Origin of the sequence: Serratia sp. H1w, from assembly GCF_000633355.1 — a bacterium.
Taxonomy (GTDB): Bacteria; Pseudomonadota; Gammaproteobacteria; order Enterobacterales; family Enterobacteriaceae; genus Chania.
The window spans coordinates 1-15838 of the sequence record NZ_AYMQ01000011.1 but is presented as its reverse complement, the minus strand read 5'-3'; the positions used below and the strand labels follow the sequence as shown (position 1 = coordinate 15838).

Sequence of the window (15838 nt, the reverse complement as noted above, 5' to 3'; positions counted from 1 at the left end):
CTTCAATGATCACGGGTATATTTTGAGGTAACTTAATAAAATTCTCATCCAAATGATAAGGGAAATCATTTACACAAGGTGTTTTTTATTATTATTTATCCAGAATGGTGCGTCCTTGTAGGAATACTCTCAGTTAACTGCTTGTCTGGCTAAATATTATTTTTCTCTAATAGAGTGATTTTCTTCTGAAGGTTAAAACGTGAAGGCGTTAGCTATGCTGGGCGAGATTTCAAGAACGTTTTTTCCGTACCTGGCGGGGCGTCTGAATGGATAGGATCACAGATCTTGGTAGACAGCAGCCGGGAAAAAGCGACAATAAACGGCTTAACGTAATCAAAGGGAATGAGTAATGAACACACTTGACGCCATTCAACAACGCCGCGCAACCAAACAATTCGATACCCAGCATGTGATGACACTGGAAGAGAAGAAGGCACTGCTCAACATCGCCCTGCAAAACACGCCTAGCGCCTTTAACCTGCAACATTGGCGTCCACTGCTGATCGAAGATCGCGCTCAGCGCGAGCATATCCGCGAGGTAGCATGGGGGCAGGCGCAGGTGACCGATGCTTCGATGCTGGTTATCCTGTGTGGCGACCTGTCCAGTTGGGAGTCCCAGGTGAAAAACGTTTGGCGTGAGGCCGCGGAACCGGTGCAACAGTTTATGCTGCCAGCGGTCGACCAATATTATCGTGGCAAGGCTCAAGTGCAGCGTGATGAAGTCATGCGCAGCAGCGGCCTGTTTGCCCAGACCTTGATGTTGGCGGCCAAAGCCCAAGGTTATGACTCTTGCCCAATGGACGGTTTTGATTTTGACGCCGTGGGCAAGATCATCAATAAGCCGGAGCATTATCAGATCGCGCTGATGGTGGCGATTGGCAAGGGTATTGGCCAGCCTTACCCACGTATTGGTAAATTGCCGGTTGATGAAATTGTGAAGGTCGATCGCTTTTAATTCTTATCCCTCTCTCCCAATAGGGAGAGAGGTTCTTGGTGACTAGGCCATTTCCTGAATAATAAGTTCTAATCTTTCCCGCTGCGGCTTATTAAGCGCTTGCGCACCACCATGGCCCGCGTTTTCAGCGATTAAATGATACAGCCCCACCAGCCAATCATAGATATATAGTGCGCTACTATTGATCGGTTCCACAGGTAACGCTGTCAAACGCAAGTCGGCACTCTGGCTGGGTTTGGTGAAAATCTTGTGGCCACGGTTAATGCGGCTTTCCGGCCTCTGTTCTTGCGGACGCAGCTGGAAGCCAAGCCAGGCGACAAAATCCCCCAGCACCGTCAAAGTAGAGGCGATCTGTCGTTCAACCAGATTTTCCCTGCTGTTAGCTGCCTGTTGGGGGGCGGCCAAGGCGTTGCCTAACCGTTGCCAGATATCCAGCCGGAAGCTGGCAGTGATCAATTCATCCCCCAGCGTGGCCAAGGTGGCCGTTTCAACCGCCAGCAAGTCGATTAATGCACGATTATCCGCCAGATTACGCAACTGGGTGATCCATAACTGTTGCACCAGCAATACGGCGTTAGCGCCAGACTTGAGCGGCGATACCGCCGTCGGTTGTTCGTCAAACAGATCTAACTCGATCGCCAGAGGATCGTCGCTATGTGGGCGATCTTGCTGCTGTTGGCAAAAGAGTTGCTGTAGGGCGCTGCGGTCTGGCAACAGGTGTTCCAGCAGTTCGCCATGCAGCGTCGTGCGGGTTTGTAACGCTTTTACCGTGGCCTTGGCGAGCGGGGCTTTATCCTCGGCCTCCACACTGAGCCAGCGGCCGAGTAGATTTTGCCGCAGATCCAACTCCAGTCGTTCGAAACGCTGTTGCAGGCGGTTGTGGCGTGCGGCTTCATTTACCGAGATGAGCAGATAGTCGGCCATACGCCGCAGCTCATCTTCATTCATCGCCAGCAAGGTGCCCCAAACCTCTCCGGGGTGACCAACGTAACGCTGCACGGCTTGGTCAAAATGGGGAGACGATCGCCGATCGTAGGGGGTAAATGCCCAAACCAATCCGGGATGGCCAGGGTTATCCGAGCCCTGATGTTGCTGTACCCAATGATCCAGCGCCCGGCCAACCATCGTGGCTTCTTCACGGCAGGCTGCGGCATGGCAGATGATCAAGGCCTGCATGGCCTGTTGGTCGCTGTAGCGTTGCAGTAACGTCAGGCTCTTGGCCTGCTGCAAACGTCGGTTAACCGTGGGCTGACCCGCGTTATCCGCCTTGTAGGCAGGCAGATCCAGATAATCGGTTGACGCAAATCCGCTATGGGACGGTGTGCTAGGTACGGGGATCAGCAATTCTGCGGTTAACAGGTTCAGCTCGCCCACGGGGAGGGTCATCACGTCGAAGTCTAGCCTGATTTGAACCTTGTCATCGCTCTCATCCAGATTTGCTGGCGTAAAAATGCCGTAACTGGGATGCTGATTTTCATCCGTCAGCAGGCTGAGTGGTGCCAATACGCTGGGGGCGTTAGCTAACTGATCCAGCCGGTAAGCCAGACGGCGATAACATTCGGTCAATGCCGGCTCTGCGCCCCATAGCGGAGCAAATAGTTGTGCCCGATCATCAATTGCCAGATAGGGGGCGATCGCTAACGCGCTTGGCCAATATTTGCTGTCCCAGAACTGCTGTACTTGCGGGTCATCATGACGCAGCGCGTCCCAAATGGTGACGAGATCATCGGCGCTGATACCCGGCACTACCTGATGTTGGCAACGTTTGCTCAACGAGGCGAGTAGTTCGTCGGTGGTGCTTTCTGCCACTGGCAGTTGTGCATTGGCACTGCGGGCCAGCATACAGACCAACTCTGCCGCCGTTAACAGCTTAAGTTGCACCGGATAATCAGGGTCTTGTTGCGGTGCCGTGTGGCTAAAGCGGATCGCTACCCCAACGGCAGAGTGCCCAGGGCGGATATGTGTCAGGTAATCCAGCGTCTTACCGGCGAAGGTGGTCGCCAAATAACCGGCTTCTGCCGTTGCCAGTGCGGCGATCAGATAGTTTTTTGCCGCTTGCGATCGGCCATAAAAGCCAAGGGCTCCCCGCTGAGTAGTAGCCGCCGCCAGCCGATGAAGCCGGATGCGGCTACGGCGTAGATTAAGCATCAAGCTGGGAGCTTCCAGCGCGAAACGGGGAGGCGGCAAGTGAGCGTTACCCGCCCAGGCCAGCGCCCGATCGATACCTTGGTTTACTAACGGCCAGCGCTGGCTAAGCGGGGTAATTGGGTGGCTGACTGACTTCATGCAAAAACGCTCCCGCTGTCGATCCAATAGTGGGTAGCCCCGGCGGCACTGTCGATCAGCGTATTCAATTTGAGTTGTAGATGCTCGGTGGGCACCGGGCTGCCATCTTCCAGCTCGGCGGCGGTGATGTCCCAGCGAGCGGGAAAGTCCGGTTGTGGGGCAATTTTAACCCGCAACAGGTTGTCGCCTGCCAGGTTGCGCGCCAGCTGCGGGTCGACGATCGTCAGGGTAAACAACGGCGCTGCGGGCCAATGTTCGTTATCCAACTGGCGGAATCCCAGACACAATGCGCCATTGAGGTCAAAGCTGACGCTGCTGTCCAGACCGCCATCCGGGGTATCCAGATCGAGATCGGCATAGTAGACCTGATTGGCAGGCAGGCGATTGTCCATATCCAGACGCCCCAGATAACGCACGGTTGAATAAGGGCGGAAATCGGCTGCTTTGAAGTAAACGCCGGGTAAGCGTAACTCCAGCGCTAACAGACACAGCATGGCTCCCACCGCCGCGGTGGATTTGGGGTTTTCGATCCGTCCTTGCTGGCTGAAAGGATACCAACCGCTGGTGTGGTAACCATCCAGTGACACGATGCGGTTGATGGGAACCGGCTGGAGCTGCCGGAACAGGGCCTGAATGCCGGGAAAACGCGAAGGGCGGCCGGTCAGCAGCAGCACATCGCAGTTGTGCAGGGCGATCACTTCGGTCAACAAACGCAGATTGCGGGTAAGCGCCATGCGCGGGGCCAGGAACTCGGCATGCAGATGACTCAGCCGCATAATCAACGGTGTCTGCAAGACATCGAAAGGTTCTGCTTCTGCCGGTAAGCCGCGTTGCACCGCAGCGTTGATATATTTCAGCACGTTATCGGTGGGATTTTGCGTCAACAGCTCGCCCAATGTGGCGTCAATCTCACTGCGGGTCTGCACCGGGGTAAAGCTTTCGTAGCGTTCCAGGATCGCCTGAGCGAGCGGAATGAAAAGTTGCAGTGTCACTTGTTGCCGCAGCACCGATGCGCCTTCCTGACCAAACAGTTCGGCCATCAGCACTGCCGGTTCTGCGATGCCGACACGTTTGAATTCGGTCTGTAGTGCTGGCAGCAGATACAGGCGGATCACCTCCAGCAGAATATCATCGCCCGCGACCTTGACCCCTTCGCGAAAGAGCAGATGCGGAGTGATCTTGACGTTGTTACCCGCCGTTTCTTCCAGACGGTACTGGGTGATCGCCAGATCGGTGGTGCCACCGCCGATATCTACCGAAGCAATACGCAATGTTTTCCCCGGTTCGGCAGAGTCTGGGCGCGCCATGGCGCTAAAGAACTCCCCGGCCTGGCCCGCAAAGTTGACCTGGATTTCGTTATACAGATAGACCATCTGGCCGCAGGTGGCCTCATCCCACTCCATCTGCACGGCGGGCAACGGCACCGAGCCAAGTCCTTCCTCTGCTGGATGCCAGCCCATTGCTTTCCATACTAGCGCGATCGCCTCATGCATCCGCAAGCGGAAGATTTCCCTTTCCGGTACCGGCATGGCGGAAGGCAGGGTCAGAATAATATTACGCAAACGGCGGGGGGCTGTCCCTTCGCGCTGAGTCAGTCGCTGGGCCACGTCGTTGATCTGCATCAGAGCCTGGGCCAACAGTTCGCTAAGCATCAGGGCCATCAGCGAACTGCGGCTATAGGTCGGGGTGAAGACCGGCAGGCGTTCCTCCGGCGGTAGGCTGGACAATGGCTGACCTTGGTCATTGATCAACTGAGCTAACGGCGTTGCGAGCGCGGGCGGTTCTTGCAGGCTGAACTCTGCCGTGCGGTTGAAACGCCAACCGGGGGCGTAACACTCTTCATCCCACAGATAGCGCCGTGGACTGGAAAGGCCGGTCGATGCCGTATCGCCTTGCCGCTGTTGTGCCAATCGGCAGGCTTCATGGCCAATCCGGGTCAGCGAGGGCCAGAGAAACGCATCGTCCCGGCCACTTTCAAATGAGAAATTTGCTTTGCCAAAGTTGGCGGGGGCAAACTCCGTACGGCTGGAAAAGAGCCCTTGATGCCGATAATGCGGTTCGCCGAGATCGCGTAGTTGCAGCTCATAGCTGTATTTCAAGCCGTTGCGTTCCGCCGGGTGATCCTCTACCAGGATACCGCAGGTATGCGAGTTACCAACATCGAGGATCAGATCCACATTCACTGCGGATTGCTGCACCTCATTGCCTAGCGAGATATCCGGCACGTTCAACTGGCTGGCCAGCAGTTGCAGCAGGTTCAGGTAATGAGCCTGATATTCAAATTCACGCAGCGAAACGCTGATATTGCGCTCCGGGCGCTGCTCCAGGGCGCTGGCCTGTTGGCAAAACACCTCGCGTAGCCAGCCGTCGACCCAGGTGGCATCCAGAAAATCACCCAAATCCTGGCTATGGTGTGCCAGTGCAAAGCTCAGTCCGGTGGTGATGTCCTGCTGGGTAGGGGCCAACTGTTGGTTTTCATGCCCTGCTGGATAGACCTGGGTATCAAATGCCAGCGTAATACGCAGCGTATGCCCTTGCCGGTCTGGCTGCGCCAACTGCCTGATTTGCATTCGCGCCCAGTTGTCTGGCCCGCTCAGAAAGCTGCTTGGTGGGTTGAAGCGCAGGAATGGCAACGGCAACCAGACACGGTCGAGTAGCCGCAGTGACTGCTCCAAAGCGAAGCTGAATTCAGGGCGGACCATTTCGGCAGGTTCGCCAGGGGCTACCGGTAGGAAATATCGGTCCTTGGCCTGATGGTAGTTCAGCCGCAGCAGTGGGCCATTGGCGGTCTGGCGGACAAATTTGCCTGGACGCTCGGCATCAAGCACCGGCGTAACGGCGAAGTCCAGAAATTGGATCCCACTGTTGGGGATCAGCGTAACGCGCTGCGGATATGCGATGGGGGTCGCCAACATTATTTACTCTCGCGCTTGATCGTCATAGGGAATACCGTTTCGCTGTTGCCGTAACGCCCGCTGCATTCCGCCGCGGCGGCATCGCCTTGCTTGCACACCAGTTCCGGCATTTGATAGCGGGAACCGTCGCTGCAACGGGCCTTGGTACGGCTATTGATCACCAGATTACCTGACTGCATCAGGCCAGCGTTGACCTCGACCCGGCAGGTGACTTTGTCACCCTGGACGATCCTGGCGGTGCCTTTGCCATTTTTAAACTGGTACAGCAGGCTTGGTGGTTTGCCGGTCAGCGGATCTTTGATGGCCAAGGTGACGCGCCATTTACCGTTGAGGAAAGCGGTAGAACCGGCCTTGACATCCTCAGCCGGTAACGTCAGAGCCAGCCTATCGACCACCACCGGCGTAATGACCGGCGGGGGCAGCACCTCTGCATGAGCTAATGGCAGTTGTAATACCACAGGCGTAATAACCAGTTTGGGGTGTAATTTGATGACTGGCTCAACGATTTTCATCGGTGGCTGAGCTGTGGGTTTGGGCAGCAACAGCCAGATCGCGGCGGCCAGAATCAACACGGCTGGCAGTAGCAGTAACCACCAGGCGCGGCGAGGCGGGTCTTCAGTCACTGGGGGAAGAGGTGCTGGCTCCGGTTCGGCAATAGGTTCAGCAACTGGCTCGACGATTGGCGTAGCGATCGGTGGCGCAGGGCGATCTTGCGGGCGCAGGCAATCCAAAGGCGCGCTGCGGATTTGGCCATCGGCTTTCACACATCCCCAGAAGGTGATCACCGGTTTACCATCCACCAGGAAAACCGCGTTCTGATCGGGGAACTGCATGGCCTTGCTGAGCAACGCCGCAAACATTTGCAGGCTGGCTTTGCCGCTGTGGCGAGCGCGCAGGGTAATGGCTTCGGCGGTGTTCTGGAAATGCTCCAACAGTGGCAGGGCGGCGGCTCGTTGTTGCTCATCGGCCGCATGCCAGGAGATCGCTCGTCCAGCGATGGGCGCATACCAGTCAATGCGATCGCCTTGTGCGTTAGGGAGCGGGATCGCCAGGCAATCCGCTACGGCTGGCTGCTGCTGGAGGCGCAACGCCTCACGTAACTGCGCTGCCAACGCATAAACCGGTTGTCCATTTTCCCCCAAAGTGAGAACGTCAACTAAATTGCCACTGCGTAAAAAGGGTTTTGCCACGCCGGATGCCCTGCTTTTAAGCTAAACGCCTAGTTTAGATAGCTATAAACGAATCAAACGGCTGAAAACAGGGGGAAAGTGGCATCTGTTTTGTGCATCGGATTGAAAGCGGTGACGAACGATATTATCCTGCAACATGCTGTATTGCTTTCAAGATCTATACTTGTACTTTTAACTGGAGTGGACGTTAGCGATGAAAACGCCTGAGATGCCTGAGAATGAAGTACAGCGATTGAAGGCTCTGCGTTCCCTGCATTTGTTGGATACCCTGCCAGAAGAACGCTTCGATCGGGTGACGCGCATGGCCCGGCGACTGTTCAGCGTACCTGTTGCATTGGTGAGCTTGGTGGATGAAAACCGTCAGTGGTTCAAATCTAATAGTGGACTGGAATCGGCCAAAGAAACGCCGAGGGACATTTCTTTGTGTGGTCATGCGATCCTGGGCAACGATATTCTGCTGATCCCCGATACGCTGCAGGATGAGCGCTTTGCGGATAACCCACTGGTCAAGGATTCACCGCATATTCGTTTCTATGCCGGCTGCCCGTTAAGCTATTCCAGTGAGCTGAAAATTGGCACCCTGTGTCTGATCGATGACAAGCCCCGACAGTTTGATGCCGAAGACGCGGTTGCACTGCGCGATCTGGCCTCAATGGTGGAAGATGAGCTGCGTGCGTTTCAGGCTTCGACTTCAGATGAACTGACAGAAATCTCCAACCGCCGTGGCTTTATCTGTCTGGCAGGCCATATGCTGAACCATTGCCAGATAAAAGGGGTCAAGGCTAGCCTGGTGTTTATCGATCTGGATAAATTCAAGATGATCAACGACGCATACGGCCATGGGGAAGGAGACCGGGCTCTGGTCTATTTTGCAGAGCTGATGAAACGTGCCTTTGGCTATTTTGACGTGATTGCCCGGCTGGGCGGTGACGAGTTTGTGGCTCTGATGGGGAGCCGCAGTAAAAGTGAGGCCGAGCAGGGGATTACCGTTCTGCGAGGCTATGTGGATGAACATAATGCTTCACGGATCACCCCTTATCAGTTGGCGTTTTCCTATGGCATCGTTGAGTTTGATCCTGCCGTACCCCACAGCTTGGAGGTTTTACTGGCCGAGGGGGACTCCACCATGTACCGCATCAAAAAAGCCAAGATCGTGTAGCGGCCTTAGACCGCCTCTGGGAAAATTGGCGCTATTTCAATCAGCCGTTTTTCCTGCGAGTTGGTATCGATCAGCGTAAACGCCGCCTGCAACATTTTGTCCACGTCCTGGCGCACCATCACAATGTCATGGCCTAACAGCAGCACGAAAGGGTCCCAGTCAAAGCAGCCCATCACGGGTTGTTTGTCACCGCGAAAGCCGGATGCCACCAACCAGCGCATGACACCTTCCAGCGAGATCGTCGAGTTGACGAATAACCCGGTGTCCAGATCGCCACCTTCCGCGATAAACGCTTTCAACGCCTGCTCGGCCTTGTCTGGCGAATAGCCACAGGCCAGCAGATTCTGTTCGATGACCTCAACGCCCAATTGGCCGTGAGCGTCCCGAAAACCGCGCAAACGTTCCGTGGTGTTATGGTCAACCCCGCGACCGCCGACGAATATCAGCGGTTTGAGGTAACCCAGCCGTTTTTCGCAGTTCGCCAGGATGCGTAGCGTCAACTCTTTGGCACCGGCATAGTTATCGGTGATCACCGAAGGGGCGAGGGTGCCTGGCAGATCGAGATTCAGCGTGGAAATGCCGGAAGCCGCGCAGATCTCGGTGATTTTGTCGGGGGCAGTAGCCCCGGTTGAGATGATCCAGTCAACCTGATAGGAAAGCATGGTGCGGGCCGCTTCGATTTCCAGCTCAGGGTCGCGGCTGGTACAGGTGATCACCGGGAACAGGCCGCGTTCACGGGCCATCGACTCGAACCGTTCAACGATTGAACCGAAATAACGGTTGTCATACTTGGGGACGATCATGCCGATCATCGTCGATTTGCGGCGGCGCAGCAGGCTGGCCTGTTGATTGACGGTATAGCCCTGTTCTTCGGCGATGCGCAGGATTTTTTCTGCCAGTTGAGCACCAATGCGGCGCTTTTTCCAACTGCCGTTGAGCACGGCGCTCACCGCGCTTGAGGAGGCCCCGGCCAATTCGGCCAAATCGTAAATTGTCGTTTTTTTTGCTTTGAAGCCAGTCACAAATTTCGCTCCCCAATTTTCTATATCTTGACAGTAAAAATAAAAAGTCGCAATGATGCTCAATCGATTGAGCGCCATGAGCAAACGGTAGGAAAGAGTGCTGTAGCCAAGGCGAGGGAACGGATGTCAGATACTGCGTAGGGGCGCTGCATGCTGCGCCCGGTGGCATCACCAGCGCCAAACAAATGCTTAACGCGATGAATTAACACGCGGTTATTTCGTCGTGACGATTTGATCTCTTGTTTAATTAAGGAACCCAGCCATGACAGATTTCACCCAATTGAATTTCTCCCTCAAAGGTAAGGTCGCTGCGATCACCGGCGCGGCCTCGGGTATCGGCCTGGAATGCGCACGCATCTTCCTGCAGGCCGGAGCTAAAGTGGTACTGATCGACCGCGACCAGGAAAAGTTGCAACGCCTGACCGATGAACTTGGCGACAACGCTTTCCCCTTGGTTGTCGATCTGCTCAACCCGCAGCAGGTGTCTGGCATGTTGCCTGGTATTCTGGCGGCTGCCGGGCGTCTCGACATTTTCCACGCCAATGCCGGTGCCTATATTGGCGGCCCGGTGGCGGAAGGCGATCCGGACGTGTGGGATCGCGTGCTTAATCTCAATATCAACGCCGCGTTCCGCAGCGTTCAGGCGGTGTTGCCGCATCTGATCGAGCAAAAATCTGGCGATATCTTGTTTACCAGCTCGATTGCCGGGGTGGTGCCAGTGATCTGGGAACCCATTTATACCGCTTCAAAGTTTGCCGTTCAGGCGTTTGTACACTCTACGCGCCGTCAGGTGGCGCAGTATGGCGTGCGGGTGGGCGCGGTGTTGCCAGGGCCGGTGGTGACCGCGTTGCTGGACGATTGGCCAAAAGCCAAAATGGAAGAGGCTCTGGCCAACGGCAGCCTGATGCAGCCAAGGGAAGTGGCCGAAGCGGTGTTATTTATGGTCACGCGTTCGAAGAATGTCACCGTGCGCGACCTGGTGATCCTGCCAAACAGTGTCGATCTTTGATAGGTGAAAATGATGAACAATAAACAGCAGGTCGTTATCGGCGTCGATGTAGGGTCAGGCAGCGCACGGGCAGGGGTTTTTGATCTGTCAGGTGCCATGTTGGCGCACGCCAGCCAGGAGATCACCTTGTTCCGTGGCCCGGAACACCATGTTGAACAATCCAGCCGCGAGATATGGCAAGCGGTGTGTACCAGCATCAGGCAGGCGGTTGCCGCTGCCGGGATTTCTCCAGACAACGTGGCTGGCATCGGTTTTGATGCCACCTGTTCCCTGGTGGTGCTGGATGCCGCAGGCCAGCCATTGGCGGTAGGCCCATCCGAAGATCCCGACCGTAACATTATCGTGTGGATGGATCATCGGGCAACGGAGCAGGCCGAGCGGATCAACGCCACCGGACACCCGGTACTCAACTATGTGGGCGGTAAAATCTCGCCGGAAATGGAAACGCCCAAACTGCTCTGGCTGAAAGAGAACCGGCGTGCGATTTACGACAACGCTTGGCAGTTCTTCGATCTGGCCGATTTCCTGACTTGGCGGGCTACTGGGGATCTGGCACGTTCAGTCTGTACCGTGACCTGCAAATGGACCTATCTGGCGCATGAGAAACGCTGGGATGCGGACTATTTCCGCACCATCGGCCTTGAGGAATTCCCAAACGAAGCGTTCCGCCGTATCGGGGAACACATCAAAGAGCCAGGCACGCCTTGTGGCAACGGCCTGACGGCGGAAGCGGCCGAAGAAATGGGGCTCTTGGCGGGTACGCCTGTCGCCGTTGGCCTGATTGATGCCCACGCTGGCGGGATTGGTACCGTCGGTGTCGGCGGTGGGGTCACCAGCAACCTGGCCTACGTGTTTGGTACCTCATCATGTACGATGACCACCACGCAAAAACCCGCTTTTGTGCCGGGCGTTTGGGGGCCGTATTACTCAGCCATGGTGCCGGGAGCCTGGCTCATTGAAGGTGGGCAAAGCGCGGCAGGAGCGGCGATCAAGCAGTTGGTCTCTTTCCACCCGGCCGCAACCGAAGCGGCAGAGCAGGCTAAAGCGTTGGGCGTATCACTGCCAACCTTGCTGGCCGACCTGGCGCTGGCGAAAATGCCGGCGGCGTCGGAAGCGGCAAAACTTGCCAATGGCTTGCACGTGGTGCCCGAATTCCTTGGCAACCGCGCACCTTTTGCCGATCCGCATTCCCGCGCTATCGTCGCTGGGCTAGGCATGGAGAGTAATCTCGATAATCTGGTGGCCTTGTATGTTGCCGGGATCTGCGGGATTGGCTATGGCTTAAGGCAAATACTCGATGCCCAGTCCCAGATGGGCGTCACCGTTGAAAATATTGTGATCAGCGGTGGTGCCGGCCGTCATCCGTTGGTGCGGCAGTTGCTGGCGGATAGTTGTGGCTGCGCGGTACTGGCAACCAAGGCGGAAGAACCGGTATTGCTGGGTTCGGCGATCCTGGGGGCGGCGGCAGGGAAGGTTGCCGGTTCGGTGGAGCAGGCAATGACGCAGTTTTCCGAGTTGGATAGCCAATACCAGCCGAATGGCGATTTCAGCCAACTGCACGCCAATCGCTATGAGGCCTATAAGCTGTTGCAAAGCACGGCCAAACGTATCCGCGAGGAACTGCAATAACGCTGACGCCCCTCTCCCTAACCCTCTTCCACAGGGAGAGGGAACCGTCCGTGCGACATTTTGACTCTTGAATCTAACCTTAACATGGGCGCGGCATGCAGCGCCCCTACGCAGTACCACATTACCTGCCTACGACGCTGAACTAGCTCGGAGGATGAGCCCATATGTTATGCGTCCTGTGCTTCCTTGAGTAGCCAATCACGGAATATCTCCATGGCGGGCGTCATATTTTTCGATTTCAAATAGGTTAACCAGTAGCTCCCCATATTGATTTCGGCTGCAAAGGGACGTACCAACTGCGCGTTATCCAATTCGCGGACAAACATCTTTGCTGGGGCCAATGCCACCCCACCGGAATGGATGGCGGTTTCAACCATCAGCCGGGAGGAATCAAAGATGGCACCGTTGACCCGCACCGCTTGCAGGCCCGCGGCGGCAAACCAGTTTTCCCACTCTTCAGCACGATAAGAACGCAGCAGATCTTCGTTCAGCAGATCGGCTGGGGTGCTGAGCCGCTTAGCCGTCTCGGGCGTGCACAACACGGTCAGCGGCGCATCAAACAGCATTTCGTTCTGGGTGGCTGGCCACAGGCCCGCGCCAAAGCGAATGGCGAAATCCAACCCCTCGGCGGCCAGATTAACCACGTTATTGTTAGTACGTAGCCGCAGTTCAACAAAGGGGTGCTCTTGCCTGAAGCGGTCAAGGCGCGGTAGAAGCCAGCCAACGGCAAAGGTGCCAACGGCCGCTACTGTCAGCACCTCCTGAAACTGCCCCCCTTCAAACTGCCGGAAGGCTTTTTCAATATGACCAAAGGCGTCGGTTAGCACGGCAAACAGCGCCCGTGACTCCTCCGTCATTTCCAAACCGCGGGGTAAGCGTTTAAATAACACCATCCCCAGGCGCTCTTCAAGCAGCCTGACCTGTTGGCTCACGGCGGCTTGGGTTACATACAGTTCCAGCGCGGCCCGAGTGAAACTCAGGTGTCTGGCGGAGGCTTCGAAGGCACGCAGGGCGTTAAGAGGAAGATTAGAGCGCATAGCCATTATCCAAAAGATTTTCTTTATGCTAGAGAAAATTCTTGTCGCTTGTCAACAAGTGCCTAACAGGGGATATTTCCCGCCATCTGAAGATCAACCCAACGCGTTAATCCCCCTAATCTGTGAGGCAAAACATGGTTAAAAATACACTACGTCAGACCACCCTGATGGTCGCTGCGGTTATGCCGCTGTTGTTCGGCAGTGCATCAGTGTGGGCGCAACCCGCTAATGCCAAGAATACTATCCAGCAGCAACTGGCTGATTTGGAAAAAAGCTCCGGCGGCCGCCTGGGTGTCGCGCTGATCGATACCGCCGATAACTCACAGATCCTGTATCGTGCAGATGAGCGTTTTGCCATGTGCAGCACCAGCAAGGTGATGGCGGTTTCGGCGCTGTTAAAGCAGAGTGAGACGGATAAAAATCTTTTGGATCGGCGCATGGCCATCAAGCAATCCGATCTGGTCAACTACAACCCGATCGCCGAAAAGCATCTGGATACCGGGATGACCCTGGGCGAGTTCAGCGCCGCCACCATCCAGTACAGCGACAACACGGCGATGAACAAAATCCTCGAACATCTTGGCGGTCCGGCAAAAGTGACCACCTTTGCACGTAGCATCGGCGATAAAACGTTCCGTCTCGATCGCACCGAACCTACCTTGAATACCGCCATTCCGGGTGACGAACGTGATACCACATCGCCGCTGGCAATGGCCAAAAGCCTGCAAAATCTGACCCTGGGCAAGGCGCTGGGCGAACCACAACGTGCCCAACTGGTTGAATGGATGAAAGGGAATACTACCGGCGGAGCCAGCATTCGTGCAGGTTTACCAGCCAAATGGATTGTTGGGGATAAAACCGGCAGCGGCGATTACGGTACCACTAATGATATCGCCGTTATCTGGCCATCGAACAACGCGCCGTTGGTATTGGTGACCTATTTCACCCAGCCACAGCAGAATGCCGAAGCCCGCAAAGACGTATTGGCCGCAGCCGCCAAGATTGTCACCGAAGGTTTTTGATGTAGGGGCGCAGCATGCTGCGCCCATGAAAAGGCCGGATAATCCGGCCTTTGATGATCACGCTTGGCGATTAATAATCGATGGCGTCGCGAATAATCGGGCAGGTCATACAGTGGCCGCCGCCACGGCCACGGCCCAGCTCACTCCCCACAATCTCGATCACCTCCACGCCTTCCTTACGCAATTGGGTATTGGTTTTGGTATTACGATCGTAAGCCAGCACCACCCCAGGAGAGAGCGCCACCATGTTGTTACCACTATCCCACTGCTGGCGTTCGGTATCGTAGTCGTTACCTTCGGTCTCCACCACCCGCAGTTTTTTCAGGTTCAACGCCCCGGCAATGGCCTCAACAAAGGTGCCATTATCGCGGCTCAGCTTCATGCCGGTTGGGCCATCATCCGGGCGCAGTGAGAAGGTTTTGATCTGATTGACGATCGCCGGATAAAGCGTGACGACATCGCGATCGCAGAAGGTAAATACCGTATCCAGGTGCATGGCGGCGCGCAGTTTTGGCATGGCTGCAATCATTACCCGCTCAACGCCGGAATGCTTGTTGGCGAACAGCGAAGCGGCCAACTGGGTGATCGCCTGGTGCGAAGTACGTTCACTCATACCAATCAGCACCGTTTTGTTGCCGATCGGCATTACGTCACCACCCTCGAGCGTGGCAGTACCGTGGTGCACCGTTGGATCCCCCCACCAGACGTTAACGTTGGCTTCGCCAAAGTCCGGGTGGAACTTATAGATCGCCGTCGTCAGAATGGTTTCTTCGTGACGGGCAGGCCAATACAGTGGGTTCAAGGTCACGCCGCCGTAGATCCAACAGGTGGTATCACGGGTATACAGGGTATTCGGCAGCGGTGGCAGCAGGTATTCGGTGATGTCTACCGCTTCACGGATCAGCTTCAACTCTTCATGGTCTGCATAACCTTCTTTGGCCAGCTCGGTAGTGGAAAGGCCGCCGATCAGTACCTCCGCCAATGCTCGTGGTGCCAGACCATCCAGGAAGCTGCGGGTTTCTTTCAGGATCCCCAGCGATACCTCATTGGGCACAATCTGCTGATCCAGTATCCACTTTCTGGCTTCAGGCAGCGCCAGCGTTTCGGCCAGCAGGTTGTGCATCTCAACCACGTCCACGCCGTGTTCGCGCATCTTGGTCATAAAGTCAAAATGGTCACGTTTGGCGCGCTCAACCCACAGCACGTCATCGAACAACAGCTCATCACAGTTACTTGGTGTTAGCCGGTTATGCGCCTTCCCTGGGGCGCAGACCATGACCTTATGCAATTTCCCTACTTCAGAATGAACACCAAACTTGGACTGCGTCTTTTTCTTAGTCGTCATAATGACTTGCCTCGATCAGATTGTGATAACGCCAGTGGCAATGCTGTAGATTGCGACAATGGCGGCGACCATAACGATGATAAAAAGTCCCATTTCGGCCGGGGTGAACAGTTTCGCGTGTTGTTCACGTTTGGCCATAATGTACAGCAGCGTTCCTGGGCCATAGATGATGGCGGAGAGCAGCAGATATTTCATACCACCGGCGTACAGCATCAGCAGTGCGTAGAAGGTGGCAATCAGCGCGAAGATCAGATCCTTTTTGTGATCGC

11 protein-coding genes and 1 pseudogene are annotated in these 15838 nt (G+C 55.8%); 5 read left to right on the top strand and 7 right to left on the bottom strand.

Annotated features, from left to right (window positions below):
* Positions 1-349: 349 nt before the first annotated feature.
* Entirely contained in the window at positions 350-955 is a 606-nt protein-coding gene (locus tag U869_RS0102440; protein WP_025123655.1) for a nitroreductase family protein, read from the top strand.
* A gap of 42 nt (positions 956-997) precedes the next feature.
* On the opposite strand, the gene U869_RS0102435 is transcribed toward U869_RS0102440, so the two are convergent.
* The 3 genes from U869_RS0102435 to U869_RS0102425 are packed head-to-tail and all read right to left on the bottom strand — an operon-like array spanning position 998 to position 7346.
* Complete coding sequence (locus U869_RS0102435; RefSeq protein ID WP_025123654.1) at positions 998-3241, bottom strand: virulence factor SrfC family protein; 2244 nt, start codon at positions 3239-3241, stop codon at positions 998-1000.
* Positions 3238-6156, bottom strand: a complete 2919-nt coding sequence (locus U869_RS0102430; protein ID WP_025123653.1) for a virulence factor SrfB — start codon at positions 6154-6156, stop codon at positions 3238-3240. Before U869_RS0102430 ends, U869_RS0102435 begins: the two co-directional genes overlap by 4 nt.
* Entirely contained in the window at positions 6156-7346 is a 1191-nt protein-coding gene (locus tag U869_RS0102425) for an SrfA family protein (RefSeq protein ID WP_025123652.1), read from the bottom strand. Before U869_RS0102425 ends, U869_RS0102430 begins: the two co-directional genes overlap by 1 nt.
* A gap of 193 nt (positions 7347-7539) precedes the next feature.
* Between U869_RS0102425 and U869_RS0102420 the strand changes: the two genes are divergently transcribed.
* Entirely contained in the window at positions 7540-8505 is a 966-nt protein-coding gene (locus U869_RS0102420; RefSeq protein WP_025123651.1) for a sensor domain-containing diguanylate cyclase, read from the top strand.
* A gap of 5 nt (positions 8506-8510) precedes the next feature.
* Here U869_RS0102420 and U869_RS0102415 read toward each other — a convergent pair whose 3' ends face one another.
* Positions 8511-9527: a LacI family DNA-binding transcriptional regulator gene (locus U869_RS0102415; protein WP_025123650.1), complete on the bottom strand. Its 1017-nt coding sequence runs from the start codon at positions 9525-9527 to the stop codon at positions 8511-8513.
* Positions 9528-9789: 262 nt separating this feature from the next.
* Between U869_RS0102415 and U869_RS0102410 the strand changes: the two genes are divergently transcribed.
* The gene (locus U869_RS0102410) at positions 9790-10536 is read left to right on the top strand and encodes an SDR family oxidoreductase (protein WP_029988460.1); all 747 of its coding nucleotides are present in this window, start codon (positions 9790-9792) and stop codon (positions 10534-10536) included.
* Positions 10537-10548: 12 nt separating this feature from the next.
* Positions 10549-12165 carry an FGGY-family carbohydrate kinase gene (locus tag U869_RS0102405; protein ID WP_025123648.1) on the top strand — a complete coding sequence of 539 codons (1617 nt, stop codon included), beginning with the start codon at positions 10549-10551 and terminating at the stop codon, positions 12163-12165.
* Positions 12166-12332: 167 nt separating this feature from the next.
* Here U869_RS0102405 and U869_RS0102400 read toward each other — a convergent pair whose 3' ends face one another.
* Positions 12333-13202 (bottom strand): LysR family transcriptional regulator, encoded by an 870-nt coding sequence (locus tag U869_RS0102400; RefSeq protein WP_025123647.1) that lies wholly within the window; start codon positions 13200-13202, stop codon positions 12333-12335.
* A gap of 134 nt (positions 13203-13336) precedes the next feature.
* Here U869_RS0102400 and blaFONA point away from each other — a divergent pair, with 134 nt between their 5' ends.
* On the top strand, positions 13337-14224 hold the full coding sequence (blaFONA, locus tag U869_RS0102395; protein ID WP_025123646.1) for an FONA family class A beta-lactamase: 888 nt from the start codon (positions 13337-13339) through the stop codon (positions 14222-14224).
* Positions 14225-14294: 70 nt separating this feature from the next.
* On the opposite strand, the gene arcA is transcribed toward blaFONA, so the two are convergent.
* Together arcA and U869_RS29155 are read right to left on the bottom strand one after the other, a co-directional pair.
* On the bottom strand, positions 14295-15569 hold the full coding sequence (gene arcA / locus U869_RS0102390; protein ID WP_025123645.1) for an arginine deiminase: 1275 nt from the start codon (positions 15567-15569) through the stop codon (positions 14295-14297).
* A 15-nt stretch (positions 15570-15584) separates the two neighbouring features.
* Positions 15585-15838 (bottom strand): annotated as a pseudogene (locus U869_RS29155) (arginine-ornithine antiporter); the annotation flags it as partial.